Here is a 25,235-nt window from a genome sequence, read left to right as displayed (position 1 = left end):
GTCACGTACAAAGGTACGCTCCTTCATTCTCTCAAGCAGTTTCCTTGTCTTGCTCGTATCTCGAAACCTTCTATTCGGCTTCCAATACACATCGTATGACGGCGTCAGCTTCATTCACTCCGTCAGTCACGTACTGAAGTACGCTCCTTCCATCGTTCAATCGCTTCCTTGTCCTACTCGTGTCTTGAAATCCTCATTGTTGTTAGTTACAACTTATTTCAATAAAGAAATAAGATTTCAGAACTTACACGATCAATTACTTGATCTATTTTAAACTTGTTGCTTTCAATGTCGTTTTATCCAGTTTTCAAAGAACAATGGTTTGAAGTATTCATCAAAGGATGAACCTTCAAAACTGAACAGCAAGCCGTGAATGGTATCTCCTGTAGGAGATATTCCGAAAATATCCTTAGAAAGGAGGTGATCCAGCCGCACCTTCCGATACGGCTACCTTGTTACGACTTCACCCCAATCATCTGTCCCACCTTAGGCGGCTGGCTCCAAAAGGTTACCTCACCGACTTCGGGTGTTACAAACTCTCGTGGTGTGACGGGCGGTGTGTACAAGGCCCGGGAACGTATTCACCGCGGCATGCTGATCCGCGATTACTAGCGATTCCGGCTTCATGGAGGCGAGTTGCAGACTCCAATCCGGACTACGATCGGCTTTTTGAGATTAGCATCACATCGCTGTGTAGCAACCCTTTGTACCGACCATTGTAGCACGTGTGTAGCCCTGGCCGTAAGGGGCATGATGATTTGACGTCATCCCCACCTTCCTCCGGTTTGTCACCGGCAGTCACCTTAGAGTGCCCAACTAAATGATGGCAACTAAGATCAAGGGTTGCGCTCGTTGCGGGACTTAACCCAACATCTCACGACACGAGCTGACGACAACCATGCACCACCTGTCACCATTGTCCCCGAAGGGAAAACCATGTCTCCATAGTGGTCAACGGGATGTCAAGACCTGGTAAGGTTCTTCGCGTTGCTTCGAATTAAACCACATGCTCCACCGCTTGTGCGGGCCCCCGTCAATTCCTTTGAGTTTCAGTCTTGCGACCGTACTCCCCAGGCGGAGTGCTTAATGCGTTAGCTGCAGCACTAAGGGGCGGAAACCCCCTAACACTTAGCACTCATCGTTTACGGCGTGGACTACCAGGGTATCTAATCCTGTTTGCTCCCCACGCTTTCGCGCCTCAGTGTCAGTTACAGACCAGAAAGTCGCCTTCGCCACTGGTGTTCCTCCAGATCTCTACGCATTTCACCGCTACACCTGGAATTCCACTTTCCTCTTCTGCACTCAAGTTCCCCAGTTTCCAATGACCCTCCCCGGTTGAGCCGGGGGCTTTCACATCAGACTTAAAGAACCGCCTGCGCGCGCTTTACGCCCAATAATTCCGGATAACGCTTGCCACCTACGTATTACCGCGGCTGCTGGCACGTAGTTAGCCGTGGCTTTCTAATAAGGTACCGTCAAGGTACAGCCAGTTACTACTGTACTTGTTCTTCCCTTACAACAGAGTTTTACGATCCGAAAACCTTCTTCACTCACGCGGCGTTGCTCCATCAGGCTTTCGCCCATTGTGGAAGATTCCCTACTGCTGCCTCCCGTAGGAGTCTGGGCCGTGTCTCAGTCCCAGTGTGGCCGATCACCCTCTCAGGTCGGCTACGCATCGTCGCCTTGGTGAGCCATTACCTCACCAACTAGCTAATGCGCCGCGGGCCCATCCTGTAGCGATAGCAGAACCATCTTTCAACTTTCAAACATGTGTTCAAAAGTATCATTCGGTATTAGCACCGGTTTCCCGGAGTTATCCCCATCTACAAGGTAGGTTGCCCACGTGTTACTCACCCGTCCGCCGCTAGCGTTACTTCGGTGCAAGCACCAAAGTAACGCCCGCTCGACTTGCATGTATTAGGCACGCCGCCAGCGTTCGTCCTGAGCCAGGATCAAACTCTCCATAAAAAGAATTTGAGTTAAGCTCAAATTGTATCTACCGCTTTCGCTTTCGATACAGTAAAACATTTGCTGGCATCTTTATGATGTCCAAAATTGTGTTTCATCTATTAAATGAAACGTTTTATTCATTCACGTCTTGCTTGTTCAGTTTTCAAGGTTCATTTCACCACTTCCGTTTGAAGCGACTTCTCTAATTTAACATTTAAGTTTCATACTGTCAACACTTTTTTAAAAGTTTTTTATTTCGTTTGAGTCTTAAATGCGATGTCTTAGCGACATTTAATATAATACAATATTTATTGAAAATAAGTCAACTGTTTTTCTAAAAAAATTTCACTTTCATATAAATATTTTTCAAATACAGAATAACTTCCTATATATAGGTTTCTACAAAATATATTTATATTTCTTTTTCAAACAGTTAAGCAAGCATCTATAATAGCATGCTTGCCTAAATTAAGCTATTGTTTTAGCACTTCAAAGCAATCATACTTTGCCTAAATTATATTTGCTTTCTACGAATTGTCGATCAACTACATAATTGCGATGGAACACTGATTCACTTTTAGCTAAGGTTGGTTCAACTAAAATATATTCCTTGTCTACCAAATACTCAACAAACACTTCTAGCTCTGTTGAATATAAGGAAAGCTCTTCTTGCTCATGTAATTGCTGAATTGTCCATGATGGCTGTGTCACCATAATTTCTAAAATATGCTGCGCAGCATCCTGTGTTCTTGAATTAATTAAAAATTCAATTGCTAAAAAGAGTAGCTCTAAGCGTTTTTCTAAGCTTTCATCGCTCATGACTAATTCTTCATATAATTTATAAATTGCTGGTTCAATCTTCTTTACTTGCGCCCAAACAGTTACTTCTGGATATAAACCATTATCAATAATCGACAATCGACCTAAATGATGTAATGATTCCACAACATGACTATAAGAATCTAAATAATTTCCGCTTTCAAAAAACTCTTTTCCCTCTAAATAACGACGAATAAGTTTACTAAATTGAATTCCCGTTTTAATTTTACGTCCAAAGAAAGGAAACTCCTGTAACTCTGAACGGAGCTTATATAAAAACTCATTACGATCAAAAATGACCTTCCCGAAAAATAGCCAATCTACTAATCGCTTATGTGAGCCTACAAATAACCATTTTTTCAAGCGCTTCTCCGTTAGTATATGCATTACCATTTTTTTATCGCCATACATATAATGCTTCGTGAAAATAGAGCTATCTTGATCTTTCACAATAATAAGAAGTACAGAATCAAATGTATTTGTAATATTTAATGCATTTTCTTTTTTGTTTATTAAAATAATTCCTAGTGTATCAGGATGGCTCGCACGTTCCTGATAAATTGGACGTAAAATTTGCTCCATCATACTTCCCTCCAAACGATAATTTATTATCTGTTAATGTTCTTTCGACAACAATTATAAGAATCCCTTTCAAATTCACATAATTCTCATTCTAAAATAATTTCATTGTATGTTATAGTAAGTAGGGAGGCAAATTACAATGAAAAAATATCAAAATAAAATAAATAAAATTCGCTCATTTGCATTGGCACTTATCTTTATCGGATTCGTTGTCATGTATGGAGCTATTTTCTTTAGAGAAAATCCAATTTTAGTAATCATTTTTATGACGTTAGGATTAATATGTATTTTCGGTAGCGTTATTGTTTATGGCTGGATTGGCTTATTATCAACCCGCGCTGTACAAGTTGTATGTCCAGGCTGTGGCAAACATACGAAAGTATTAGGTCGTGTAGATATGTGCATGTATTGCAATGAGCCACTAACTTTAGATCCTACATTAGAAGGTAAAGAATTTGATCAAGCGTATAATAAAAAGAAGTAAAATGAAAAGCCAGCAAGATTTTTTCCTGCTGGCTTTTTACTTTAGATTAATTTGCAATCGGTATAAATTTAGAAACGATAATGCTGTTGATCGCATTAATATATGCGAGTGCACTTGCTTTTAAAATATCTGTGTCAGCAGCCTTTGCAATAAATTTTTCCCCTTCATGCTCTACTGTAATTTTCACTTTCCCTAAAGCTTCTTGCCCGCGCGATACGCTGTTGATATTGTACTCGATTAGTTTAACATTGACGTTTGTAATACTAGCAATAGCCGAATACAGGGCATCAATAGGACCTGAGCCAACAGCACTTGACTTAAATACCTCTTCACCCTTACGTATTTTCACACTAGCTGATGGGAAGCTTGCATTGCTGACGACTTGTAAATCGTCAAAGCTGAAAAATTGCTCGCTGTAATGTGTCGCATTAGCATGATTTGCATTATGCTTTTCATAATATTCTTCAACAATGACATATAAATCGTGATCATACACTTCTTTTTTGGCATCAGCTAGCTTTAAGAAGCCTTCGAAAATGCCTTCAAATTCATCTGCTGAAAGATTTGTAAATCCTAATTTCTCCAGTGCATTTTTCACCGCATGTCGACCAGAACGCGCTGTTAATACTAATTCCATATCTTCTAGCCCTACATCCTCTGGGTGAACAATTTCATAGGCATCACGCGATTTTAATAAGCCATCTTGATGAATACCCGATGAATGGGCGAAAGCATTATCTCCTGTAATCGCCTTATTCACTTGTACATCAAGCCCCATAAAGCTCGATACAAGGCGAGATGTATTCATAATTTCCTTCGTATTAATATTCGTGTGTACATTGTATATGTCTCCACGCGTTTTAATTGCCATAACGACTTCCTCTAGTGCTGCATTTCCTGCACGTTCACCGATTCCATTAATCGTACATTCCACTTTATCAGCCCCATTTTTAATAGCAGCTAACGTATTGGCTGTTGCCATCCCTAAATCATTGTGGCAGTGTACAGATAGCAGTACAGAATCATCTGTATTTTTCATGCGATAGGCAAGTTTGCCAATCATTTCACCCCATTGCTCAGGCTCTGCATAGCCTACCGTATCAGGTACGTTAATCATTGTCGCACCAGCCTTCATAACCGCTTCAATCGTTTTCCATAAATATTCAAAGTCCGAGCGTGATGCATCCTCTGTCGAATATTGCACTTGTGGCAATAATGTTTTTGCATATTTAACGGCATCGATACCGATTTGTAAAATTTGATCTTTAGATTTGCTAAATTTTTTCTCAACATGAATATCCGAAGTACCTAGCACCATATGAATCATTGGATTTTGTGCATATTTTACTGCGTTATAAACAGAATCAATGTCTGCTTTCACAGCACGCGCTAATGCCGTAATCATAATATCGCTCGTATTTCCAACTCTTTCTGCAACTGCTTTTACCGCATCAAAATCGCCTTGAGAAGAGGCTGGAAAACCAGCTTCAATAATATCAACACCTAATTTTTTTAGCTGTTGGGCAATTTCTACTTTTTCAAATAAATTTAATTTTGCACCTGGTACTTGTTCCCCATCACGTAACGTCGTATCAAACACCCAAATTTTTCTGCTCATTTTCCAACACTCCTTTTTTTATTGTAAAAATTAATGATGCCTCTCGGCTGGATAAAAACAAAAAAACCCGCCTCTAAATTAATAGAGACGAGTTTATGCTCGCGGTACCACTCTAGTTGACTTCTCCATTACGAAAAAGCCCATCTTATCAGCAGCTAACACTGCCTGTCCTGTTAACGGAGGAATCCGATTGCCCTTACTATAAGTTCAGGGAATAGCTCATGGACGAGTTCAAAATGTGTGTCTGCTGATTTTCACCAACCATCAGCTCTCTACAAGTACACTAACATTTTTACTATTTCCAATCGATGCTTAAAATTTATTATTAAATAGCATAGTATATGATTCATTTCTTTTTGTCAATATATTTAGAATATTTTATTTTTTATAAAAAAATGTCCCGAAATTTCGGGACACTTTCTTTATAACGCTTCTTTTGCCTCATTTTCCATACAGCTTGGACATGTACCGTATACTTCTAAACGATGTGAATTTACTGTAAATCCTGTCACATGTGAAGCAAAATGCTCTACTTCATTTAAGCCTGGGTAATGGAAGTCCACGATTTTACCACAAGTTTCACAAATCATATGGTAGTGATCACCTGTCGCAAAATCGAATCTACTTGCTGCATCTCCATAAGTAAGCTCTTTCACAAGTCCTACTTCTCGGAATACACGTAAATTGTTATAAACTGTTGCGACACTCATGTTTGGAAACCTATCTTCAAGCGCTTTATATATATCATCTGCGGTCGGGTGATTCATTGACTGAATTAAATACTCTAAAATCGCATGACGTTGTGGAGTAATCCTTACACCAGTAGCCTTTAACGTGTCTAGCGCAATGTTTAAATGCATTTTAGACATCGCCATGCACCTCTTTTCATACATAATTATTAATTTATAATTGTTATAATTAGTGTAACGAATTCAACTGTATTCTGTCAATAAAGACGTGTGTGAAAAGAATTTTCCACACACGTCTTTGCGCTGAGAATAGTATGACTACCGCAGAAGCATGCATTGTTAGCTAAGAGTTAATATAGTGATACTTTCAACTATTTCTATGCAATATATCTACATTTCTCATTTAATATTCATAAATTCTCAATTAGAGTTAATAGCCTCTCAATAAATCCATTTTATTTTCTAAATCTCGCTCACCGTTTAACCATTTTTTCAAGCTTGGTTTAAAAATTTCCAATGCGCGTTCAACATAGCGAGATGAATGGCTAGAAAAATGCGGAGAAACCGTTACATTATCTAGCTTCCATAGCTCACTATTAGCCGATAATGGCTCTACCTCAAAAACGTCTAAAACCGCATGTCCGATTAGCTTATTTTTTAGCGCACGTACTAGCTCGTCTTCCTTCACTACATTGCCTCGACCAAAATTCATGAAAATAGCTGTGTCTTTCATCAACTCAAAATGCTCATATGTCAGTAAATGTTTTGTTTCTTCAGTGCTTGGCAACATGGAAATAACGATATCTGCTTTTGGCAAATGCTCATGCAAATCTTTAATCATATGCGTTTCGTCCATTGATTCAACCGGCTGTCCACTACGATTACAGCCAATTGTATGCACACCAAATGCCTGTAAAATACGACCAATCTCCAAACCAATTGCACCTGGGCCAATAATTAAAGCAGTAGAGCCATTTAACTCTGAAAGGCTCGTCTTTTTATTCCACTCACCCTTTTTCTGTTGCTCATAAATAAAAGGCAAACCGCGCTTCAATGCTAAAATATGGGCTAACACCGATTCTGTCATCGGTCTTTTATGAATGCCACGTACATTTGAAACGGCAATATCACGCTCAGCAATCGCTTGAGCAGGCATTTTTTCTACGCCAGCTGATGCAACGAAAATCCATTGCAATTTATTAGCAAGTGCAATATTTTCCGCCGTTAAATCTTCCCCATATGTAAAGACAATTTCAGCTTCTGCTAATTGCTCTTCACGCAACTTCGCATCAAATACAAAATTCACTTCCGGAAACTCTGCCACTAAAGGCTTTCGCAAATCTTCTCTTGGTTCGAATGTAAAATATACTTGCATTACTCTTCGCCTCCATCTTGTAAATAGGTTAAAACATCCTCAATATGATTTTTCACACGCACTTTGCGCCATTCTTTTGCGATAACCCCTTTTTCATTAATTAAAAAGGTTGAACGCTCTATACCCATAAATTCTCGACCATACATTTTTTTCAGCACCCACACACCATAAGCCTCTGCTACAGAGTGGTCACTATCTACTAATAATGAAAAAGGTAAATTATACTTTTCAATAAACTTCGTATGCTTTTTCGCATCATCTGCGCTAATACCTAAAATAACTGCATTTAACTTTGAAAAATCAGCATAGGCATCACGGAAATCACAAGCTTCTGTTGTGCAGCCTGGCGTCATATCTTTAGGGTAGAAATATAGCACCACATTCTTTCCTAAAAAATCACTTAATTGCACTGGCTGTCCTTGCTCATTATTCAATGTAAAATTTGGTGCTTGTGTATGTAATAATGTCACTGTTACCACTCCTCTCTCCTCTATCGTACCGAACTATGCGAAACCTTTCAAATTCTTTGGCATGAAATGAAAATTCGGTCTACAATAGAGAGGAATTAAATTATTTGGAGGAACAAACATGAGATACGCAAAATCAGAAGCTTTACATGAAGAAGCATTACAACATATCGTCGGTGGTGTTAACAGCCCATCGCGCTCTTATAAAGCGGTTGGCGGTGGTGCGCCTGTCGCAATGGCATACGGGAAAGGCGCTTATTTTTATGATATTGATGGCAACCGCTATATCGATTATTTAGCAGCATATGGTCCCATCGTTACTGGACATGGCCATCCGCATATCGCAAAAGCAATTGCACATGCAGCTGAGACAGGTGTGCTTTTTGGTACAGCCACAGAGCATGAAGTAACATTTGCCAAAATGCTTAAAGAAGCGATTCCAACATTAGATAAAGTTCGCTTTAACAACTCTGGAACAGAGGCGGTGATGACAACAGTTCGTATTGCTCGTGCTTACACTGGTCGCACAAAAATGATTAAATTTGCTGGCTGCTATCATGGACATTTCGATCAAGTATTAGTAGCTGCCGGTTCTGGCCCAGCCACATTAGGCTCACCTGACTCTGCTGGTGTACCTGAGAGCGTCGCAACAGAGGTCATTACAGTACCATTCAATGATCCAGAGGCATTTAAACATGCAATGGAGCGTTGGGGTGAGCAAATAGCAGGTATTTTAATTGAGCCGATTGTTGGCAATTTCGGTATCGTTGAGCCGAAGCCAGGCTTTTTAGAGCTTGTACATGAAATGGCTAAAGAATATGGGGCGTTAACAATTCATGATGAAATTATTACAGCATTCCGCTTCCATTATGGGGCTGCACATACGATGCTTGGTTTGACACCTGATTTAGTAGCACTTGGCAAAGTAATTGGGGGTGGTCTTCCAATCGGTGCATATGGCGGAAAAAAGGAAATTATGGAAACAGTCGCACCATTAGGACCAGCTTATCAAGCAGGTACAATGGCTGGAAATCCTGCCTCTATGCAGGCAGGTATCGCATGTTTAGAAGTACTGAAGCAACCAGGTATTTATGAGGAAATGGATCGACTTGGTGCTATTTTAGAAAAAGGTATTTTAGAAGCTGCCAAGAAGCATGACATAACGATTACGGTAAATCGCCTAAAAGGTGCATTAACTATTTACTTTACAGATGAAAAGGTAGTAAATTATGAGCAAGCAGAAAAAGCTGATGGTGAAATTTTCGGTCGCTTCTTTAAGCTTATGCTTTCACAAGGTATCAATTTAGCTCCTTCTAAGTATGAGGCTTGGTTCTTAACGACTGAGCATACAGAGGATGATATTATAGAAACACTCGCAGCAGTTGATTATGCCTTTTCACAGCTATAAAGTGGAGCTCTAATCAATAACAATTCTGTTTCCTTACTCGTCAAGCTTAACAAGTGAAAGAATGCGATTCTTTCATCTTTTAGAGGCTAATTGGGCTTTAACTAAATGAAAAAGGGGGAGCCCTAGTATGAAATTCGGTGCTCGCATTTTAAAAACAGGTGTGGCAATTGTTTTTGCTCTATTTTTAGCTGAATTATGTAATCTACCATCACCTGTATTCGCTGGAATTGCTGCTATTTTTGCCATTCAGCCATCTATTTATCGCTCATATTTAACCATTTTAGAGCAAGTGCAAGGAAACTTAATTGGTGCGGTTGTAGCGGTTGTATTCGGTCTATTATTTGGTCATCAGCTAGTAGCAATCGGCATCGCTGCAATACTTGTGATCGGGATTATGATGAAGTTTAAGTTGGAAAAATCCTTAACGCTAGCACTCGTAACAGTTGTTGCGATTATGGAGTTTCAAGGAGATGACTTTTTAACCTTTGCGCTTATTCGTTTTACAACGGTCATGGTCGGCGTGTTCGCGGCGTTTATTGTCAATCTGGTTTTCTTACCACCTCGCTACGAAATTAAGCTATTTACAAGCATTGATTCTACGCAAGATGATATTATTCGCTGGGCGCGTCTTGCCGTTCGTCAAGCAAGTGAGCATACATCAACAAAAACAGCTTTAACTAAGTTAAAATCACGACTTTCTCAAATTGAAGTGCTGTATGAGCTATATAAAGAAGAACGTCGCTATATTAAAAATCAAAAATATGTGAAAGCAAGAAAGCTTGTAATTTATCGTCAAATGATTACCGTATCTCAAAAAAGTTTAGAGCTGTTGCAGCGTCTGCACAAGCATGAAAATGAATTATCACATTTACCATCCTCTATCCTTATGTTAATTCAAGAGCGCATCGATTTATTGTTAACATACCATGAACAGCTTCTCTTGAAATTTACGGGTAAACTACGGGCAGACCATTCTTCATGGGTGCGACATGAGGAGCATCTACAGCGCACGGAAGTAATGGATTTATTTATTAAACAAATTACAATCGCCAAGGAAACAGAGGGTGAAGAAGAGTTTTCAAGCTACCATTTGCTTTATATTTTATCGCGTATTTTAGATTATGAGGAAAACTTAGAGCATTTAGATAGATTAATTATGGCTTATCGAAACTACCATAGCGAAGAAGCAAATATTGATTTAGAGACCGATTTTTATTAATGAAGAAGGCGGATAGAAAAGGAGTTCCTTTTCCACCCGCCTTCTTTTAATTTTTCATCTTCGGATCAAGCGCATCTCGCAAGCCATCACCCATTAAATTAAAGCCGACAACCGTCAGCATAATCGCAAGACCAGGAAATATCATTGCCCATGGTGCATTCAATAAGAAAATCCGTGCATCTGCAAGCATTTTTCCCCATTCAGGCTGTGGTGCTTCAGCGCCTAACCCTAAAAAGCCTAATGCTGCTGCTTCAATAATCGCTGTTGCAATCGCTAAAGTTCCTTGTACGATAACAGGCGTCATAGAGTTGGGCAAAATATGCCGCCATAAAATACGTGCATTTTTCATACCAACAGCTTTCGCTGCATGAATATATTCCTCTTCTTTAATCGATAATACTCGCGAACGAATTAAACGCCCAAAGTTAGGTATATTAATAATAGCAATGGCAATTAATGCATTGCGTAAAGATGGACCTAAAATCGATACAACTGCAATGGCTAATAAAATGCTAGGGAATGCTAGCATAATATCAAAAATACGTGAAATAATTGTATCAATCCATCTGCCATAGTAACCTGCAATAATTCCTAAAAAGCTCCCTGCTGTTGCAGATAAAATAACCGCAAAGAATCCAACTGTTAAAGAAATACGTGCACCATGCAAAATACGTGAAAAAATATCTCTACCTAAATCGTCCGTGCCAAACCAAAATTCAGATGATGGTGGCAATAAACGTTGCGATAAATTTTGATCGTTAATGCCCTGTGGCGCAAATATTGGACCTATAATGGCTAGAAGGATGAAAAATATGACAATAGCTGTTCCAATTAGCGCTGATTTATTTTTACGAAAGCTGCGCCATGCCTCTTTCCAAGGTCCAGCAACTTTGTCTTGCTGAGCCATATTCACATTTGGTTTTGTTGCAATTTCAGACATATTTTCCCCTCCTCTAGTTGTATTTGATCCTTGAATCAATGACAGTGTATAAAATATCAACAATCAAATTAATCATGATGAATAAAAAGGCTACGATTAAAATACCAGACTGAATGACTGGATAGTCACGATAACCTATTGCCTCATATATATAGCGACCAATGCCTGGCCAGCTAAAAATGGTTTCCGTTAAAATAGCTCCGCCTAATAGCATCCCCATCTGTAAACCAACAATTGTTAATACAGGAATTAATGCATTTTTCAGCGCATGTTTATAAATAACAACAAACATTTTTTGCCCTTTTGAGCGTGCTGTACGCACATAATCTGAGCGCATTACTTCCAACATTGAAGCTCTTGTCATACGTGCAATAATCGCTGTTGGAATTGTAGCTAGTGCAAGTCCAGGTAAAATTAAATGCTTTATCGTCACAATAAACTGATCAAAACGCCCTTGCATTAACGTATCAATTAAATATAAATGCGTAATTGCCGTTACAGGATCCCGCACCTCTTCACGACCGGATGTTGGTAACCAACCTAAATTCACACTAAAAATCCATTGTTCCATTAAACCTAGCCAAAAAATCGGCATAGATACGCCAATTAGTGCGATAACCATCGCAATATAATCGAACCATGAATTTTGAAACCATGCTGAAATAATACCTGCATTCATTCCAACAATAACAGCAATAATCATCGCAAAAATAGCTAGTTCAAATGTTGCAGCTAAATAAGGCCATACTTCTGTTACAATTGCCTGTCTCGTTCGTAAAGATTCACCTAAATCCCCTGTAAAAATGCCTTTTAAATAATCGAAGTATTGTATGTACCAAGGATTATTTAAGCCGAGTTTATCACGTAATGCAGCAATTGCTTCAGCTGTTGCTTGCTGTCCTAAAATTACTTGTGCTGGATCTCCTGGAATTGCTCGAATAATTAAAAATACAATAAATGTCATCCCAAGTAACACTGGTATTAAATGTAACAAACGTTTGCCAATATAGTGAAGCATGATTCTTCACCTCTCCATAAAATCTTGTTGTTAGTAGCAGTGTTGAAAAAGTAGACGAATACACCACTTTTCAAACACTAAGTTGTCATTGCGTCAAAATGGTTATATTCTCAAAAATACTAAATCTATCTACTTCATATAGAAGATTGGGCTATCAGGAAAGGTAAGACCTTTTCGATAGCCCTATTCTACTAATTTCTATTCAATTGATACATTTAATAATTTGTCAGAGCCTGTTGGATGCGCTTTAAAGCCTTTCACTTCTGCCTTTGCACCAAGCAATGGTGTTGAGTGCGCTAAAGGAACCCATGGTGCTTCTTCATGAATGATTACTTGTGCTTGCTTGTAAAGCTCGTTACGTACATTTTCATCAGTTTCAGACTGTGCTTGAATTAACAATTTATGCATTTCATCATTTTTGAAGTACGTGTAGTTGTTGCTGCCAATATTGTCTTCATCTAATAAAGTATAGATAAAGTTGTCAGCGTCACCATTATCACCTGTCCAACCTAGCATAAATGCATCTGCTTCACCGTTTTTCGCTTTATCTAAATACGTTGCCCATTCATATGTGACAATTTTCGCTGGCATGCCTACATCCTCAAGATTTTTTTGGATAACTTCTGCTACTTTTGCACCGTCCGGCATATATGGACGTGGTACAGGCATTGCCCAAAGCTCGATTGGTGTACCATCATAGCCCGCTTCAGCTAATAAAGCTTTTGCTTTTTCTGGATCATATGGGTATGCTTCGATATCATCATTGTAACCGCTAATTGAAGGTGGCATTGGATTTTTCGCTACTTCAGCACGCCCTTCAAAGAATGCATCCACAATTGCTTGTTTATCTATTGCATAGTTTACCGCTTGACGTACTAATTTATTATCGAATGGTTTACGTGTGCTCGTTAAACCTAAGTAACCAATATTCATAGATGGTCGCTCAATTAACTGTAAAGCTGTGTTTGATTCAATGGTTGCGCCATCAGATGGATTAATACCATCAGCTAAATCAATATTACCTGCTACTAAATCATTTAAGCGTGCTGAGTTATCTGGAATTGAACGGAAAATAACTTTATCAAGTTTTGGTAGCCCCTCTTGCCAGTAATCAGCAAACTTTTCAATTGTAATTGAATCATTGCGCTTCCAATCGACAAATTTAAATGGACCTGTTCCTACTGGTTCGTCTCCAAACTTATCACCTGATGCTTCAAATGCAGTTGGAGATGCAATACCGAACGGACTCATCGCAAGATTTTTTAAGAATGGTGCTTGCTGACGGGATAATGTGAAAACAACTGTATAATCACCTTCAGCCTTTACATCTGCAATAATATCTTGCCCTTCAGCTTTGAACATTGAGTTGAAGTAATAGAAATCGTCCTCCTTACCACCTTTCCAGCGGTTGACGTTTTTCACTACTGCCTCTGCATTGAAGTCCGTGCCATCGTGGAATTTAACGCCTTCCTGTAATTGGAATGTGTAGGTTAAACCATCTTCACTAATGCTCCATTCTTTTGCTAAACCAGGGTGAATTGTTGTATCATCCTCACCAAAGTTTAATAATGTCTCAAAAAGATTTTGTGTTACTTTAAATGATTCACCATCTGTTACGATTCCGGGATCTAAAGATACGGAATCGCCGCCACGACCAAATACTAAAATTTGAGGCTTTGACGAAGCTTCCTCTTTACCGCCATCATCTGTACTATCTGTACTTGGTGTAGAACTATTACCTTCATTCTCTTTATCAGTACCACATGCTACTAAAAAGATGGAAAGTGCCAATAACATAAAACCGAGTAGCCAAAATTTCTTTTTCAAATGAACCCCTCCTAAATGTTATATATCTATATATCATCGCTACCTATCATTCATACAAATGACAGGCAACAGAATGACCTGTTTTAGCTTCCTTAAACTGTGGAACCTGCTGCTTACAAATATCCATCGCCATTGGGCAACGCGTATGAAAAGCACAGCCAGTTGGCGGATTTGAAGGACTAGGAATATCCCCTGTTAAAATAACTTGCTCACGCTCATAATTAGGGTCTGGAATTGGCACAGCAGATAATAGTGCTTGCGAATAGGGGTGCAATGGCTCTGCATATAAATCCTCACTATTTGCGAGCTCTACCATTCTCCCAAGATACATCACACCGACGCGATCACTAATATGACGAACAACTCCTAAATCATGTGCAATAAAAATATATGTGAGTTTTAAATCTTCTTGCAGCTTTTGCATTAAATTTAAAACTTGTGCCTGAATGGATACATCTAGCGCTGATACGGGCTCATCCGCAATAATCAGCTTCGGATTTGTCATTAAGGCTCTTGCAATACCGATACGCTGACGTTGACCACCGCTAAATTGATGTGGATAACGCTTTGCATGATAGGCGCTTAAACCAACTACTTCTAAGTATTCAATCACTTTGCGTCGCCGCTCCTCAGCTGTGCCAATTCCATGCACAATTAACGGCTCCTCCAAAATTTTTTCTATCGTGTGACGCGGGTTTAGCGACGCATATGGGTCTTGAAACACCATTTGAATATCGCGTCGCGCCTTGCGCATTTCCTCATTTGATAAGGAAGTCAATTCAACACCATCAAATGTAACTTTTCCACTTGTTGGCTCGTGCAGGCGCATAATAACACGCCCTGTTGTTGACTTTCCACAACCAGACTCTCCTACAATTCCTAATGTTTCTCCCTCGTATACTTCAAATGATATGTCGTTGACTGCCTTGACATCCCCTACTTTGCGAGCTAGCATTCCAGCTCGAATCGGAAAATACTTCGTCAAATTCTCAACTTTCAACAGTACGTTCGCCATCAATCTGTCCCCCTATCTCCACATGAAACGCTCCTTCAACAGCCTCATCTAATAAAAAGCAGCGTGCTGTATGCACCTCTGATTTGCTATAAAGCGCTGGGTTTTCCATATGACAACGTTCGAATGCATACTCACAGCGTGGTGCAAAACGGCAGCCTTGTTGAATGGAGCCAGGCTTTGGTACATTGCCCGGAATGGAATAAAGTGCATCCTTTTTATAGCGCATATCGGGTACTGATTGAATTAGCCCTTTTGTATATGGATGCTGCGGATTTTCAAAAATTTCTTGGACAGGTGCTTGCTCTACAATTTGTCCAGCGTACATCACAATAACGCGCTCGCATGTTTCAGCGACAACGCCTAAATCGTGTGTAATTAACAAAACAGCTGTTTGTAATCTTGTATTTAATTCTTTCATCAACTTTAAAATTTGCGCTTGGATTGTTACGTCTAATGCCGTTGTTGGCTCATCTGCTATCAATACCTTCGGATCGCAAACAAGTGCCATCGCAATCATTACCCTTTGTCTCATCCCGCCAGATAATTGATGGGGATACTCCTTGAGCAATTCCTCTGCGCGTGGTAAGCCTACTAGCTTCATCATTTCAACTGCACGTTCCTGTACTTGCTTTTTTGTCCATTTTTTATGATGAATACGTATTGCCTCTGTCATTTGATTGCCAATTGTAAATAATGGATTTAAAGAGGTCATTGGCTCCTGAAATATCATTGCGACATCCTTCCCTCTAATCCGTCGCATTTCTCTTTCAGAAAGAGTAGCTAAGTTTTTGCCATCCAATAAAATTTCACCATTCGTAATTTTCCCTGGTGGACTTGGTACTAGCCCCATAATTGATAGTGATGTAACGCTTTTGCCACAGCCAGACTCTCCTACGATAGCTAGAATTTCACCTTCCTCTACAGAAAAGCTAATATGGTCAACAGCAGCAATTCTCCCATCGTCAGTAAAGAAGCTTGTTTCTAAATCTCTCACTTCAAGAATTTGTTTTCGGCTCATCTAGCTGCCCCCTCGTTGTCAAAATAAAACTGTTACCAATCGTTTCGAAACCGCATTCATTATTTCGAATAGTTTGTTAATTTATAATATATTCGATTTTACATTCCTTGTACAGAAAATTCTGTAATTATTATTCTACAAAAAAATCCGAAATCACTTTTAAGATTTCGAATTTCACATCCTAACTATAATAACCTTGCTATTCTATGAGTATTTTATTTTATATAAATGTTTTGAATAGAAGGCTACTTTATTAAAATAATAATAACGATTATTAAAAATAAATTTCGGATTAATAAATATTCACTTTGAATTAAGAGAAATGGCAATGTAAAATCATTTGTCAAAATTATAGGGAGGAAATTTTAATTGCTGTACTTTTATAACAATCTACTTCTTATATTCTCCATTTCGATATGCAATCCTGTATCGAGAGCCTTCCTCAATGGCTATGGATACATCTGTACCAACACCCTCCACTTCATAATATTTAGTTCCTTCTTTAAACTTATTCGAAAAGTTCCCAAAATAAATACCTTCTGAGTCAGAAAATTTAGTGACTTCACCTATTACACCACCTATATTCTCTGTATATTCATCGCTTACCACATACATAAAGTCATTCCAAACAACAAAATTATAAGCCCAATCAGGAGAAGAGGTAGAGCAGCTTGCTACCAATACACAGGCAGCACAAATACTAATTAAGATTTTTAGTTTGCTCAAAGCAACTCCTCCCTTATTAATTGATACGTATGCTTTCATACATTGCTTAACTCTGGATGAGCTTTGTGAATATAGGATGGTTTTATTAAAATAATAATAACACTTATTAACAATAAACTAGAAATAATAAATATCCATTGGGCGGGGAATACATCATAAAGATAGCCATACACAACACTTCCAAGTGGCATCAATGCCATTGACATTGTTTCAGTTAACGAAAAAATACGCCCCTTAAACTCATCATCAACAGCTTTTTGTAGCATCACCTGTAACGGTATATTGACTAAAAGCTCTAATAGTCCAATCGCAAACATTAGCACCATATAGTAGATAACAACGCTTATATAAGAAATTTCAAAAAACAATGGAAGTGTAACCCCCATCATCGTTATTCCCATGCCTATCATACAACGCTTTGCTACTAAAACAGGGAACTTCACTGCTCTTTTCGGTGCTGATAGCCAAATGGACATCAACAGCATCCCTATAGCATATGCTGCCTCTGTCAAACCAAAATGCTGTGTTTGCATTTGCAAAATTTCAATAAGTGTATAAGAGTAACCTATGTTAAAGGCACCAAATAAAAAATTATTCACAAAGACAACCCAAAGCATTGGTAAAATAAGCGGCTGTGATTTTAAATAAATAACCCCCATTCTCATGCTTTGCCATATCGATTCTTTCAAATGCTCTTCTGTTTTTGCTGCAAATAAATGAAAATCCATCGTTGCATTTAGCGCTACTGCCAGCGTTGTTGTTCCAATATAAACAGTTAAAAATACAGCCATTGATATATAGCCGTACAGTATACCTGCAATGACTGGGCTAGCGATTGAAGATAAGGAGATGGCAATTTGATTAAAGGACATCGCTCTTTGGACGTTTTCTGCATTGAAAAGCTTTGTAATAGAGGCGCTCAATGCGATGCTTAAAAATTGAGAAGCAATAGATGTAATAATCGTCGTTATGTATATTGCTAAGGGAGATAATCCTACTACTAAACTAACGCTCAACAATCCACTAATCGCTATTATAATTGTTATTTGTCCTGTAAGTACAATCGCTTTTCTTGAGCAATTATCCGCCATGTACCCTGCAAATGGCGCTACAAGTGCGCGTGGAATTACACTGCAAATCAAGCTTAATGCAAAGCTTGTAGCAGAGCCTGTTTGCTGTAAAATATACAAGCTCATTGCAAAGGCATAAACAAGCGCACCAAATGAAGAGATAAGCTTACTTATTGGAAACGCCCATAGATGATACTTTTCTTTTTTTAATCTTGCTATATTTTTCATAAAAATACCTCACCAATAAATTGATTGATTAATCAATCTTTATTTTATTTTAAAAAATTGTAAATGTCTAGCTTAAAATAATTTTATTTCCTACTCTTCATTGGTAAAAAGACGCTTAGAGTAAAATCACTCCAAGCGTCTTTTTAAATTACACACCTAAAATCCAAAAATACTCTGCGCTATTGTTTTCTTTCGCAAGCCATTGATCAATGCCTACAAAAAAGTTTGACATCAGTGTATGTTGATTATTTGAAGCAAAATAAAGTTCTTTCACCTTCTCCCACTCCAACAATCTAATTTTTTGTGGACCAAAATAATGATAATGTGGAAAAACCATATCTAAATAAGGAGCAAGTACACCAAATTCCTCCCATTTCACAAAGAGCGAATTGGCATTCCAATGACTTCTATTTTCCAAATCATTGTAATATACTGCGCAACAAAACTCATAAACAGCGCTATCAATCAAATCATTTAGCTCTATTAATTCCATTCGCTCCACCTCTCATAACAAAAAGTTGCAGGGAAATTCCCCGCAACTTTTTGTTAGCTAATTTATTCGTAATGTCACAAGCCATTCAACGCTTCCTTAATCGAAGCATCAACTTCTATATTTTCAATAGCATCTTCGTATACATAAAAAATCAACATATTGTCTTTTTCATATGATACTATCCTCCTCAGCCTTACAGTGGCTCCCCTCTATAATTTCTGCACTTGGAACAAATTATAATAAGCTCCTTGCTGCTCCATCAGCTGCTCATGATTGCCTTCCTCAACAAGTTGTCCATGCTCGATAACGAAAATTTTATCCGCATGTGTAATCGTTGATAAACGGTGTGCGATAATAATCGTTGTACGGTTATGTGCTAAGCGTTCTAGCGATTCTTGAATTAACGCTTCACTTTCTAAATCCAGCGCTGATGTTGCCTCATCTAGTACGAGTATAGGTGGATTTTTCAAAAATACACGCGCGATAGCAATACGCTGTTTTTGTCCTCCAGATAGCTTGACACCACGCTCGCCTACTTGTGTGTTATAGCCATTTGGCAAATTCATAATAAAATCATGCGCGTTTGCCGCCTTAGCCGCTGCAATAATTTCTTCCTCCGTCGCATCTGGCTTGCCCATTAAAATATTATGTCTGACTGAATCGCTAAATAAAATATTGTCCTGTAACACGATACCAATTTGGGAGCGTAACGATTCTAATGTCACCTCTTGAACATCCTTGCCATCAATTACAACAGCACCTGATTGGACATCATAAAATCTTGAGATTAAGCTGACAATTGTTGATTTACCACCACCACTCATACCGACAAAGGCTGCCGTTTCGCCTGCTTGAATATTAAAATTAATATTTTGTAAAACATTTTCTCCTTCATCCTCATAGCGAAAAACAACATCTTGAAATGTCACTTGTCCTGCTACATTTTTTAAAGGTTGAGCCTCTTTTTGATCAACAATATCGTATTTTTCATCAAATAACTCGAAAACGCGATCCATCGATGCAATCGACTGTGTCAACGTTGTCGATGAGCTGACAAGTCGACGCAGCGGTCCATATAAACGTTCAATATAGGCAATAAATGCGACCATTACCCCAAGCGACAAATTGTCATGTATTACCTGATAGCCTGCGTATCCAATGACTAACAACGGAGCCATATCCGTAATCGTATTGACAACTGCAAATGATTTTGCATTCCATCTTGAATGATCTAACGCCTTATCTAAAAATTCTCCATTCGTCTCATCAAATATTTTTTGCTCATGGCGCTCTAATGTAAAGCTTTTAATAATGCTAATCCCTGCTACACGTTCATGTAAATAGCTTTGCACTCCTGCTAAAGCCTGCGAGCGTTTGCGCGTTAAATCACGCAATTTGCCGAAGAAGTATTTGACGCTGAAAGCATAGAGTGGAAACGAAATTAACGCGACTAACGTTAGCTTAACATCCAACGTTAACATGATTGCTACTGCAATTAAAATAGTTACTAGGTCCAACCATAAGTTCATCAGCCCTATCATGATGAAGTTTTTCGTTTGCTCTACATCATTAATAATGCGCGAAATAACTTCTCCTGCTCTTGTATTGGAATAATACTTTAAGCTCAGCTTTTGTAAATGTGTATACAATTCCTTCCGTATATCAAATAACACTTTATTGCTGACATTTTGCGCAAAATATTGGCGATAATATTCAATTGGTGGTCGAATAATAAAGAACACGATTAATGTTCCACCTAGCCAATAAACGAGCTGTGTTGTTTTTTCCACCTGTGTCAGCGTATTTGAGCCAATAATATCATCAATGACAATTTGTATTAGCAACGGAATAAATAACGGTATTGCAAATTTTAAAATACCGATAATAATCGTTAAAATTAATTCCCAAGTATATGGCTTCACAAAGCGCATATATCTTTTCATACTATCCAAATGTTTTCCACTTCCTTTTCGATTGCCTAATTATTTATTATAGCAAACACATAAAGAAAAGCCTGCCAAAATGCTTTGGCAAGCTTTCTCTTCCATTATGACTTATTTTTCTCCTTGAATTTCGCGATTTAGATGATAGCGATTTGTCCATACTTCGATAAAATCTGGCGCAAACGGGCCTCTGCGCTGTTGAATCCAGCTGATTAGTTTTGCTACATTGCGCTTTAAAATTTTATCAATTACTTCGGGATAGGCCATTAACTTTTTATGTTCCTCATACTCGTCCTCATCAAGTAATGTGTATGACATATCTGGGAAAACCTTAACATCCAAATCGTAATCGATGTATTTAAGGGATTTGTTGTCATAAACAAATGGTGAACTCATATTGCAATAATAGTACACACCATCTTCGCGCAGCATACAAATAATATTAAACCAATGCTCGGCATGGAAGTAACAAATTGATGGCTCTCTTGTCAGCCATGTGCGTCCATCCGATTCCGTTACGAGCGTTTTTTCATTTGCGCCAATAATAACGTTCTTTGTCCCTTTCAACACCATCGTTTCTTGCCAGATACGGTGGATACGACCATTGTGTTTATAGCTATGTATTTGTATCGTTTCTCCTTCTACTGGTAATGCCATATCAAAGCCCACCTTTTTTGTCCACCATCAATCAATAATTTATAATAATGTACCATTCATATTTTATTATAGCAATCGTTCACATAAAGGTGTAGTGTGAAAACTCAAATTTATTGAAAAAGGGATGTGAAAAAGCAGTTAAATTTCTGCTTTTTCGCCATCCCTTTATAACTATTTTGTTTCTTCGTTGTTTTCGTTATCGAAGTTTTTCTTTGGTTGCTGTTTACCAGCATATTGATTGTTTTTTTCCATTTCGCGGAAATCTGGCTCTGCAGCGAATTCCTCACGTTGCATTGGGTTTTGGTTTTTCCCTTGCTCATTGTTTTGACGATTGCGTTTCATCTTTAAATCACCTCCGTGTTCATTATTGTGCGCACGAAAAAATGATTTATACGTCAACCTGCGACCAAATTTTTAGCATTGGAACAGGCATTGGTAACTGAGCAATTTGCTCCTTTGTAAACCATTGTACATGTTCACCTAAAATGCCTGTTTCCTTTACTGTTGCAGAATAGCTATCAATATGCCATGTTAAATGTGAAAACACATGCTTGAACTGCATTAAAGGCTTTTTTGCTTCTATTGCTACATTATATTTTTCATCAATGCTTTCTTTATTACGCTCCACCATCGGAAATTGCCACATATTTGCGAGCAATCCTTCCGCTGGTCGCTGCTCTAATAAATAATGACCCTTGGTATTTTGTATAACAGCTACATCCAATTCGAGCTGCTTCATTTTTATTTTTTTCGTTTTAATTGGCAATTGTGCCGCATCTCCTGCTTCAAAGGCTATACAATAGTCACGTACTGGACATAATAAGCATTTAGGAGATGTTGGCGTGCAAATTAGTGCACCTAGCTCCATTAATCCTTGATTAAAGGATGAGGCATTTTCTGGATCAATTAAAAAATCAACTGCCTCCTCAAACACTTTGCGCGTTTTTGGTAAAGCGATATCCTCTTTAATATGTAGCACCCTACTCAAAACACGCATTACATTACCGTCAACCGCATGCTCTGGTTTGCCATATGCGATGCTTAAAATTGCTCCTGCTGTATAAGGTCCTACACCTTTTAATTTTGAAATATCTGCACGATTATCAGGTACAACACTATTATACGTTTCAACAACTTCACGTACACCAGCCTGTAAATTGCGTGCTCTTGAATAATATCCTAGGCCTTCCCACATTTTTAATAGCTCCTGCTCTGGTGCATAGGCTAACGTTTCAGCTGTTGGGAAGCGCTCAATAAAACGATTGTAGTAAGGAATAACAGTATCTACTCGCGTTTGCTGTAGCATTACCTCAGAAACCCATATATGATATGGCTCTGTCGTCTGTCGCCAAGGTAAGTCTCTTTTTTCTCGATTAAACCATTCGACTAAAGCTTGTCGAAATTGTTGCGTATATTTGTAATTCACAGTTTCCTCCGCTTGTTTTAGATTTTCTTTCAGTGAAAAAGGGTATATGATAGAAGTAACAAGATGCCCTTTAATTTGAATCTGTATTGATTCAAACTAAGCCCCCGGCGGATGTCAAGGATTGTCAATTATGCTCACAATCTTGACGTTATTATGCCGAGACGTAATTGATAGGAGATGATGTAATTTGGATTCTGGTACACATTTAGTTATGGGTATTGCACTCGGCGGCCTAGCTTTAGCTGACCCTATTGTCGCAAACCATTCCATCACATTTACTGCTGTCATGGCGGGAACGATTATCGGCTCGCAAGCACCTGATATTGATACAGTGTTAAAAATGCGTAATAACGCTATTTATATACGTCACCATCGTGGAATTACTCACTCTATTCCCGCTACTTTATTATGGCCACTTCTCATAACGGCTATTTTATCGCTAATTTTCCAAGATGCCAACACTTTGCACTTATGGCTTTGGGTACAGCTAGCTGTCTTTCTCCATGTTTTCGTTGATATTTTTAATGCATATGGCACACAAGCGCTACGTCCATTTTCTAAACAATGGGTAGCATTAGGCGTTATCAACACGTTTGACCCATTTATTTTTACAATTCATTGCATTGGACTGTTGCTTTGGGCATTCGGTGCCAACCCTGTCATCACATTTAGCATCATGTATTTCATCATTGTTTTATATTATATACTGCGTTTCTTTGTACAAAAAGCAGTCAAAAAAGCGGTACATGCAACGATTCAGGATGAGGAATATGTTATCGTTGCTCCAACGATGCGCTTTTTCAATTGGCGTGTAGCTGCCGCTTCAAAAACGCACTATTACGTAGGGAAAGCGTATGGTCGTACAGTAAACATTTATGATAAATTTGAAATTCATCCATTGCCAAAAACACCACTCGTAGAAAAAGCTTTAAGCGATTCAAATTTACAAGCCTTCGTTTCCTTCTCACCGCTCTATCGATGGGAAATCTCTGAGCTAGAGAACGGTTTAACAGAGGTACGTTTAATTGACTTACGCTATCGTAGCAACAATCGCTATCCATTTGTCGCAGTAGCACATTTAAATGACGATTTAGAAATTGTTACCTCCTATACAGGCTGGATTTTTACAGAGGATAAGCTTCAAAGAAAATTGCAAATTGGGACAAGTGATTAAATAAGGCTGTGTAGAAAGTGAGTAGAGTATCACTTTCTACACAGCCTTTTCCTATTGACATTTTATACAAGGAAGTATATCCCCATGAGCGCTTAGGTCTTGCCACATCGACTTACTTTATTTTATATGATACCGGGCTAGGCGTTGGACCATTTATTTTAGGGTTCTTTGTACTAGTAATCGGCTATAGCAACATTTTCCTCTCTATGGTATTCGTTATTATTGCAGCATGTATTTTCTATTATTTCTTATATGGACGACATGAAAAAGCAATTTCATCAGAGGCTTGGACTGATACTCTTGTTGCTCCTAAATCAAATGAAAGGATTGTATGTATAGAAATTATACCTACAGTCCTTTTTCTCTGTCCTCATTTTTATGTTATCTTTATATTGAAGGAAAAGGAGGTCACAACATAAGGTATGAATCACTCAATAATGCAAAATATGAAAGAGGCTTATAAAAAACATTCTCTTGATAGACCTTTTATTGTGGCAATTGATGGATTAAGTGGCTCTGGTAAAACGACAATTGTACAGCAATTTGAAAAGGAAAAAGATGTGGTCATTATTCATATTGATGATCATATTGTGGAAAGAAAGCTGCGCTATCACACACAGCATGCTGAATGGTATGAATACTATCAGCTCCAATGGGATATCAACTATTTGAAGGAAAATTTATTCAAAAAGCTGCATGCTAATGACAGACAATTATGGTTACCTTTTTACAACAGAGAAACAGATAGCTCAATAAATAAAGCCATTCCTATCCCCCCTCATTGCATCGTGATTATTGAAGGCATATTTTTATTGCGTGAGGAATGGAGAAGGTTTTATGATTACATCATTTTTTTAAACTGTGCAAAAGAAATAAGGCATGAGCGTGCATTACAGCGTGATAAATATTTGGGGGATTTAGAACAGCGATTGAACACGTATAAAAATAGATACTGGCCAGCAGAAGAACACTATTTAAAAGAGCATAACCCTTTAAAGCTTGCACATAGCATATACTCAGGAAATTAAATGAATATATCCCTCATGACGCAAACCTACTCATGAGGGATAATGAATTCAATCAACTGGA

At 38.3% G+C, this 25,235-nt stretch carries 23 protein-coding genes, 1 rRNA gene and 1 other annotated feature; of the genes, 6 read left to right on the top strand and 18 right to left on the bottom strand.

Annotated features, from left to right (window positions below; genetic code table 11):
• Positions 1 to 413: 413 nt before the first annotated feature.
• Positions 414 to 1,968: ribosomal RNA gene (locus M3Z76_RS12355) — 16S ribosomal RNA — on the bottom strand.
• A 480-nt stretch (positions 1,969 to 2,448) separates the two neighbouring features.
• Entirely contained in the window at positions 2,449 to 3,351 is a 903-nt protein-coding gene (locus M3Z76_RS12350) for a nucleotidyltransferase-like protein (protein WP_293927493.1), read from the bottom strand.
• Between the two features lie 139 nt (positions 3,352 to 3,490).
• Here M3Z76_RS12350 and M3Z76_RS12345 point away from each other — a divergent pair, with 139 nt between their 5' ends.
• On the top strand, positions 3,491 to 3,835 hold the full coding sequence (locus M3Z76_RS12345) for a YgzB family protein (RefSeq protein WP_293927339.1): 345 nt from the start codon (positions 3,491 to 3,493) through the stop codon (positions 3,833 to 3,835).
• A 46-nt stretch (positions 3,836 to 3,881) separates the two neighbouring features.
• Here M3Z76_RS12345 and M3Z76_RS12340 read toward each other — a convergent pair whose 3' ends face one another.
• From M3Z76_RS12340 to bcp, 4 genes are all read right to left on the bottom strand, one after another.
• Positions 3,882 to 5,453 (bottom strand): 2-isopropylmalate synthase, encoded by a 1,572-nt coding sequence (locus M3Z76_RS12340; RefSeq protein WP_293927342.1) that lies wholly within the window; start codon positions 5,451 to 5,453, stop codon positions 3,882 to 3,884.
• A gap of 80 nt (positions 5,454 to 5,533) precedes the next feature.
• Positions 5,534 to 5,771, bottom strand: a binding site (T-box leader).
• A gap of 104 nt (positions 5,772 to 5,875) precedes the next feature.
• Positions 5,876 to 6,322, bottom strand: coding sequence for a peroxide-responsive transcriptional repressor PerR (perR, locus tag M3Z76_RS12335; protein ID WP_293927345.1), 447 nt, complete (start codon positions 6,320 to 6,322; stop codon positions 5,876 to 5,878).
• A 250-nt stretch (positions 6,323 to 6,572) separates the two neighbouring features.
• Positions 6,573 to 7,517 carry a D-2-hydroxyacid dehydrogenase gene (locus M3Z76_RS12330; protein WP_293927347.1) on the bottom strand — a complete coding sequence of 315 codons (945 nt, stop codon included), beginning with the start codon at positions 7,515 to 7,517 and terminating at the stop codon, positions 6,573 to 6,575.
• Positions 7,517 to 7,987, bottom strand: a complete 471-nt coding sequence (bcp, locus tag M3Z76_RS12325; protein ID WP_293927349.1) for a thioredoxin-dependent thiol peroxidase — start codon at positions 7,985 to 7,987, stop codon at positions 7,517 to 7,519. Before bcp ends, M3Z76_RS12330 begins: the two co-directional genes overlap by 1 nt.
• Positions 7,988 to 8,105: 118 nt before the next feature.
• Between bcp and M3Z76_RS12320 the strand changes: the two genes are divergently transcribed.
• Positions 8,106 to 9,392, top strand: coding sequence for a glutamate-1-semialdehyde 2,1-aminomutase (locus M3Z76_RS12320; protein ID WP_293927351.1), 1,287 nt, complete (start codon positions 8,106 to 8,108; stop codon positions 9,390 to 9,392).
• A gap of 127 nt (positions 9,393 to 9,519) precedes the next feature.
• The gene (locus tag M3Z76_RS12315) at positions 9,520 to 10,611 is read left to right on the top strand and encodes an FUSC family protein (RefSeq protein WP_293927354.1); all 1,092 of its coding nucleotides are present in this window, start codon (positions 9,520 to 9,522) and stop codon (positions 10,609 to 10,611) included.
• Between the two features lie 46 nt (positions 10,612 to 10,657).
• Here the strand turns inward: M3Z76_RS12315 and M3Z76_RS12310 are convergent, their stop codons facing one another.
• The 12 genes from M3Z76_RS12310 to mutY all read right to left on the bottom strand — a co-directional run bounded on the left by M3Z76_RS12310 (position 10,658) and on the right by mutY (position 22,972).
• Positions 10,658 to 11,551, bottom strand: a complete 894-nt coding sequence (locus M3Z76_RS12310) for an ABC transporter permease (RefSeq protein ID WP_293927356.1) — start codon at positions 11,549 to 11,551, stop codon at positions 10,658 to 10,660.
• A 13-nt stretch (positions 11,552 to 11,564) separates the two neighbouring features.
• Positions 11,565 to 12,569, bottom strand: a complete 1,005-nt coding sequence (locus tag M3Z76_RS12305; RefSeq protein ID WP_293927358.1) for an ABC transporter permease — start codon at positions 12,567 to 12,569, stop codon at positions 11,565 to 11,567.
• Positions 12,570 to 12,767: 198 nt separating this feature from the next.
• Positions 12,768 to 14,366: an ABC transporter substrate-binding protein gene (locus M3Z76_RS12300; protein WP_293927495.1), complete on the bottom strand. Its 1,599-nt coding sequence runs from the start codon at positions 14,364 to 14,366 to the stop codon at positions 12,768 to 12,770.
• A 76-nt stretch (positions 14,367 to 14,442) separates the two neighbouring features.
• The gene (locus M3Z76_RS12295; RefSeq protein ID WP_293927360.1) at positions 14,443 to 15,411 is read right to left on the bottom strand and encodes an ABC transporter ATP-binding protein; all 969 of its coding nucleotides are present in this window, start codon (positions 15,409 to 15,411) and stop codon (positions 14,443 to 14,445) included.
• Positions 15,386 to 16,429 carry an ABC transporter ATP-binding protein gene (locus M3Z76_RS12290; protein ID WP_293927363.1) on the bottom strand — a complete coding sequence of 348 codons (1,044 nt, stop codon included), beginning with the start codon at positions 16,427 to 16,429 and terminating at the stop codon, positions 15,386 to 15,388. The genes M3Z76_RS12295 and M3Z76_RS12290 overlap by 26 nt, the downstream gene beginning before the upstream one ends.
• A 390-nt stretch (positions 16,430 to 16,819) precedes the next feature.
• Positions 16,820 to 17,155 (bottom strand): hypothetical protein, encoded by a 336-nt coding sequence (locus M3Z76_RS12285; protein WP_293927366.1) that lies wholly within the window; start codon positions 17,153 to 17,155, stop codon positions 16,820 to 16,822.
• 35 nt (positions 17,156 to 17,190) lie between these two features.
• A complete protein-coding gene (locus M3Z76_RS12280) occupies positions 17,191 to 18,453 on the bottom strand; it encodes an MFS transporter (protein WP_293927367.1) in 1,263 nt (420 codons plus the stop codon).
• A gap of 148 nt (positions 18,454 to 18,601) precedes the next feature.
• Positions 18,602 to 18,946: a hypothetical protein gene (locus M3Z76_RS12275; protein WP_293927370.1), complete on the bottom strand. Its 345-nt coding sequence runs from the start codon at positions 18,944 to 18,946 to the stop codon at positions 18,602 to 18,604.
• Positions 18,947 to 19,155: 209 nt separating this feature from the next.
• On the bottom strand, positions 19,156 to 20,898 hold the full coding sequence (locus M3Z76_RS12270) for an ABC transporter ATP-binding protein (RefSeq protein ID WP_293927373.1): 1,743 nt from the start codon (positions 20,896 to 20,898) through the stop codon (positions 19,156 to 19,158).
• A 102-nt stretch (positions 20,899 to 21,000) separates the two neighbouring features.
• The gene (ntdP, locus tag M3Z76_RS12265) at positions 21,001 to 21,546 is read right to left on the bottom strand and encodes a nucleoside tri-diphosphate phosphatase (protein WP_293927376.1); all 546 of its coding nucleotides are present in this window, start codon (positions 21,544 to 21,546) and stop codon (positions 21,001 to 21,003) included.
• A gap of 171 nt (positions 21,547 to 21,717) precedes the next feature.
• Positions 21,718 to 21,888, bottom strand: coding sequence for a hypothetical protein (locus M3Z76_RS12260; protein ID WP_293927379.1), 171 nt, complete (start codon positions 21,886 to 21,888; stop codon positions 21,718 to 21,720).
• Between the two features lie 46 nt (positions 21,889 to 21,934).
• Positions 21,935 to 22,972: an A/G-specific adenine glycosylase gene (mutY, locus tag M3Z76_RS12255; protein WP_293927382.1), complete on the bottom strand. Its 1,038-nt coding sequence runs from the start codon at positions 22,970 to 22,972 to the stop codon at positions 21,935 to 21,937.
• Between the two features lie 187 nt (positions 22,973 to 23,159).
• Between mutY and M3Z76_RS12250 the strand changes: the two genes are divergently transcribed.
• From M3Z76_RS12250 to M3Z76_RS12240, 3 genes are read left to right on the top strand one after another with little or no spacing between them, the layout of a single operon-like run.
• Positions 23,160 to 24,146, top strand: a complete 987-nt coding sequence (locus tag M3Z76_RS12250; protein ID WP_293927385.1) for a metal-dependent hydrolase — start codon at positions 23,160 to 23,162, stop codon at positions 24,144 to 24,146.
• Positions 24,147 to 24,163: 17 nt separating this feature from the next.
• The gene (locus M3Z76_RS12245; protein ID WP_293927388.1) at positions 24,164 to 24,565 is read left to right on the top strand and encodes a hypothetical protein; all 402 of its coding nucleotides are present in this window, start codon (positions 24,164 to 24,166) and stop codon (positions 24,563 to 24,565) included.
• Positions 24,566 to 24,568: 3 nt separating this feature from the next.
• Entirely contained in the window at positions 24,569 to 25,174 is a 606-nt protein-coding gene (locus M3Z76_RS12240; protein WP_293927391.1) for a kinase, read from the top strand.
• Positions 25,175 to 25,235 lie beyond the last annotated feature (61 nt).

The sequence above is a fragment of the Metasolibacillus sp. genome (genome assembly GCF_025291715.1).
Classification (GTDB): Bacteria; Bacillota; Bacilli; order Bacillales_A; family Planococcaceae; genus Metasolibacillus; species Metasolibacillus louembei.
This window is presented reverse-complemented; position numbering and strand designations above follow the sequence as displayed.